The organism is Methanosaeta sp. UBA356, assembly GCF_002496465.1.
Lineage (GTDB): Archaea > Halobacteriota > Methanosarcinia > Methanotrichales > Methanotrichaceae > Methanothrix > Methanothrix soehngenii.
The window spans coordinates 1-4,420 of the sequence record NZ_DAKC01000006.1 but is presented as its reverse complement, the minus strand read 5'-3'; the positions used below and the strand labels follow the sequence as shown (position 1 = coordinate 4,420).

At 48.7% G+C, this 4,420-nt stretch carries 5 protein-coding genes; all 5 read left to right on the top strand.

Annotated elements, in window-relative coordinates:
- Positions 1–267 precede the first annotated feature (267 nt).
- On the top strand, positions 268–1,017 hold the full coding sequence (locus BP727_RS00430; RefSeq protein ID WP_286856742.1) for an SDR family NAD(P)-dependent oxidoreductase: 750 nt from the start codon (positions 268–270) through the stop codon (positions 1,015–1,017).
- A 613-nt stretch (positions 1,018–1,630) separates the two neighbouring features.
- Positions 1,631–2,638, top strand: coding sequence for a M28 family peptidase (locus tag BP727_RS00425; protein WP_286856741.1), 1,008 nt, complete (start codon positions 1,631–1,633; stop codon positions 2,636–2,638).
- A gap of 24 nt (positions 2,639–2,662) precedes the next feature.
- Entirely contained in the window at positions 2,663–3,442 is a 780-nt protein-coding gene (locus BP727_RS00420) for an alpha/beta fold hydrolase (protein ID WP_273278978.1), read from the top strand.
- A gap of 160 nt (positions 3,443–3,602) precedes the next feature.
- On the top strand, positions 3,603–4,241 hold the full coding sequence (locus tag BP727_RS00415; RefSeq protein ID WP_273278977.1) for a class I SAM-dependent DNA methyltransferase: 639 nt from the start codon (positions 3,603–3,605) through the stop codon (positions 4,239–4,241).
- Between the two features lie 30 nt (positions 4,242–4,271).
- On the top strand, positions 4,272–4,420 hold a 149-nt coding region (locus BP727_RS00410), incomplete at its 3' end, for an SMR family transporter (protein WP_286856744.1).

Genomic DNA, 4,420 nt, shown 5'->3' with positions numbered 1-4,420 from the left:
GATATAAAGGTTTTGGTGGGCTATTTACGGCTTTCCTCCCCGCCCTGAAGAGCGGGGCTTCCAGCCTGTGTTTATGTGATGAAATGGGATAAGCATACTCAGCTGCTGCTGGAGATAGGCATATAGATCCCGGCATCCAGCATTCAGCAGCTAAAGCTGTTCCTTGGGAGACCATCTCTTCTTTTCCGGTCTTGGGCAGTACGTAGCGTTAAATGCTGCTATGCTATTTTGGAACTGATACACTAGAATTTGGTTTAAGGTGGAACGATGGATTTCGACGGCAAAGTAGCAATAGTGACCGGTGGGTCAACCGGCTTGGGGGAGACTATAGCCGAGGAGTTATTTAAACGAGGTGCCAGTGTAGTGATTGCCGCCCGTCATGAAGAGCAGGCACGAGTGGTGAGTGACGGACTTGACCCTACCGGCAAGCGCGTCTATGTATGTAAGACGGATGTCAGAGATCCCCGCTCTGTCAAGAACCTGATCGACACTACTCTGGAACGCTTCGGTGCATTGCACCTCGCCGTCAATAATGCAGGTATTACAGGACCTGGAGGCATCACAATCCCCGATTATGACATTTGTGATTGGCACGATGTAATAGATACGGATCTTACAGGGGTGTTCTTTTGTCTCAAATACGAGATTCCGGTAATTCTCAGCAGTGGTGGCGGGGCCATTGTGAACATGTCTTCCGGGAATGGCGTTGTTGGTCTGGCCGGGCTCGCTCCCTACACGGCTGCCAAGCACGGCGTCATTGGCCTGACCCGCTCGGCCGCGCTCGAGTTCGCAGACAAGGGCCTGAGGATAAATGCTGTTGGGCCCGGTTATGTTGACACTCCAAAAATGCGTGAAACGCCCAAAGAAATCCTCACTCAATTCGCTGCATCGCACCCAATGGGCCGGCTAGCAGAGCGGAGAGAAGTGGCCTATTTGGTAGCATTTCTGCTCTCTGACCAAAGCACATTCTCGACCGGGGGATTCTATCCCGTGGACGGCGGCTATACGGCGCAATGAAGTGGCTTTGATTGGGCTGTCTCTCATGAGCATATGGTATCAAGAGGTACCTTCAAGCAGAGGGTGAATTATCCCCCCTGTATGATTACCTGTATGATTATCTTCGCAGTGCTCAGATCGACTTGAAATAGCCTTAAGCCAGTCTCATCTCAGTTCTCCGGAGTGTTCAAGAAAAGCTCTTTCGCCATCCTCGAAGGGTAGGGCACTCTGCGATCTATGTAGCTAAGCGGTGAATAAAAAAAACAAGCGTTTCGCAGGGCGTGTGTCTGGCAACGGATATAGATGTTGGGAATCTGCGTTCCCTATGAGGCGTTAACCTCTCCTTGCGAAACCGTCGTTTCCATTTAAGCGTCCATTAGACCATTGAAGTCGTTTGAGACGGCAATAGAAGGAACGGATTGATCTGGGAGAAAATAAAATGAACAAGGATAATTATACTGCAAAAGCTCGGTTCTACCTCGATTTCTTATGCAATGTGAAACCGAATAGGCGAACGGGATCATTGGGAAATCGTGACGCAACGGATTTCTTTGCAAATACCGTCCGTGCCTATGGATATGAAGTTGATGCCACTCCTTTTGAGTGCCTGGACCATATATGTAATGGCGCAATATTGTCCCAGGAAGAAGCTTACGAGGTCTATGCAAGTCCCTATACAATGGGCTGCGATGCCCTGGCGGAACTGATCGCCGTCTCAACGATAGAAGAGCTGGAAAACATCGACTGCGAGGGAAAAATTCTGCTGATTAAGGGCGCAATATGCAAAGAGCAGTTGATGCCGAAGAATTTCGTCTTCTACAATCCAGAGCATCACCAAAAGATAATTGCCCTTTTGGAGAGCCGCAAGCCAGCGGGAATAATCACCGCTACCGAGAAAAAACCGGAACAGGCTGGGGCGTTATACCCATTTCCGCTAATCGTCGACGGAGATTTCGATATCCCAAGCGTTTACTGTAAGGATATCGTGGGAGACATCCTGGCGATAACGCATGGTCTATTTCGGCTTAAGATCGATGCCATCCGGATTTCATCGAGGGCTACAAACATAATTGCCCGGCTAAACTCCAATGCACCGAGAAAGGTTGTTATCACTGCACACATCGATGCATACGAAGGCTCCCCCGGTGCTTCAGACAACGCATCTGGCATAATCGTATTGCTCCTTTGTGCGCAGATGCTATCTGACTATCGTGGAGAGAACTGCATTGAAATCGTCGCTTTAAATGGCGAAGACCACTATAGTGCGGGCGGCCAGATGGATTATCTGAAGCGATACGGAACTGAAATGCCCAAAATCATGCTTGCCATTAACATCGATGATGTTGGCTATAAAATTGGGAGAACAGCATACTCATTCTACGAATGCCCTCTTTCGCTTGAGAAGAAGGCTGAAGATGTCTTTTTGCGATTCAATAGCCTAGCGTCTGGCGAGCAATGGTTTAATGGAGATCATATGATTTTCGCGCAGAATCAGGTTCCATCCATGGCCTTCACGTCTGAGCGTATGGCCGACCTGATGAAGACTGTGACCCACACCTCCCTGGATACGCCTGATCTCATTGACTGCTATAAGCTGGTTGAGGTTGCAGAGTCACTGAACGCATTAGTGAGATCGATTTAAGAAGGGATTGGAAAGGAATCAGAAATGAAATGCTTTAATCACTTGAATGGACAGCATTTGCAGATTGAAGATGCCCGTATCTACTTTGAGACTGCAGGAAATCCAAATGGCCAGCCTCTTTTGCTGCTTCATGGTGGCCTTGGTTCTATAATTGACTTCAATGGCATTCTCGAAAGACTTCCATCGCAATTTAGCTTTATCGGTATCGACCTTCGTGGACACGGAAGGTCCACAACAGGATCGGCGAGATTGAGCTACGCACGATATCAGTCGGATGTCGAAGCTGTATTGACTTACCTGAACATCTCTTCTGTTTCAATCATCGGATTTAGTGATGGCGGCATCGTCGGCTATCGGATGGCCGCGGAGGAGAACTCGAAGGTACAAAAGCTCGTTACATTAGGCGCCCAGTGGCGCCTCAAAGAAGATGATCCCTCATTCTCTATGCTGGCTGGTCTGACCGCTGATATGTGGATGGAGATGTTTCCCGATTCCGTGAGGTACTATGAAAAAGTAAATCCCAATCCTGATTTCAATGCCCTGGTGGAAAAGGTTGTGGGACTATGGACGGACTTAGGGCCAACCGGCTATCCAGGAGAAGCGGTTCAGATTATCAAATGCCCTCTGCTGATTGTTCGTGGTGATGACGACGAGCTGCTCTCTTTGAGAGAGGCGGGCGAACTGCGCAGCCTTGTCAAAGGCTCGGGACTGCTCAATATTCCGTTTGCAGGCCATGAGGTTCACAAGGATTCGCCCGATATCTTCGCCATTGCGGCAGATGATTTCCTCACACAGCCTCGTTAAAGGCAAAGCGAAACCCAATCAAGCGCTTGAGCCTACATGATCTGCCTCTTGCAGTATTTCATAAGAGCAAAGAAAGACGGATATGACCAAAGTACTGCGAGATGCCATGCGTTCACATGCCGCAATGCCTAAATTGTCGGCATGCGAGGAAGAGAACACAATGAGCGCTGAAAAGCGGGACTTCGATAAAGAGGCAGCCAAATGGGACGAAAATCCAGCAAGGTCCAAGCTGGCGGATGACATCGTCCGTGCGATATCAGAACAGATCGACCTGACGGATGACATGGATATCATGGACTTCGGCTGCGGCACTGGGCTGCTGGCTCTCCGGCTGCAACCAATTGTCCGTTCAGTCACAGGGGTCGACAGCTCGAAGGGGATGCTCGACATATTCAATGAGAAGATCGCCAAACAAAAGGTGGATAACGTCAGCACCGTGCTTGTCGATCTGGATAAGGGCGATCCTTTGAGGGGCAATTACGATCTCGTTGTGAGCAATATGACCCTTCACCATATAAAGGAGATAGGGCCCCTTCTGGCTCAGCTTTATGAGGTCATAGCCCCAGGCAGCTATCTGTGCATTTCCGATCTGGACCTGGATGGCGGCCAATTTCATGAGGATAACACGGGCGTGTTTCATTTCGGATTTGATCGGGCGGCTCTGCAAGAGGATTTCTTGAAAGTGGGATTTGATGATGTTCATAGTATTAATGCAGCAGAAATGGCAAAGCCAAGCATTACTGGAGAGATGAGGCGGTTCTCCATATTTCTCATGATCGGCCGGAAGAGATCCGATTGAATACCAAGATAGGCGGGAGGATATCACAGGATGCAGTGGCTATTCTTGTTCCTGGCAATAATCGGGGAAGTTATCGGGACATCTGCGTTAAAAGCATCAGACGGGTTTACAAAAAACGGTTCCTCCCTAAAAAAAATTTTGAGGGGTTTTTTTGTATTTTTTTTTTTTTTTTTTTTTTT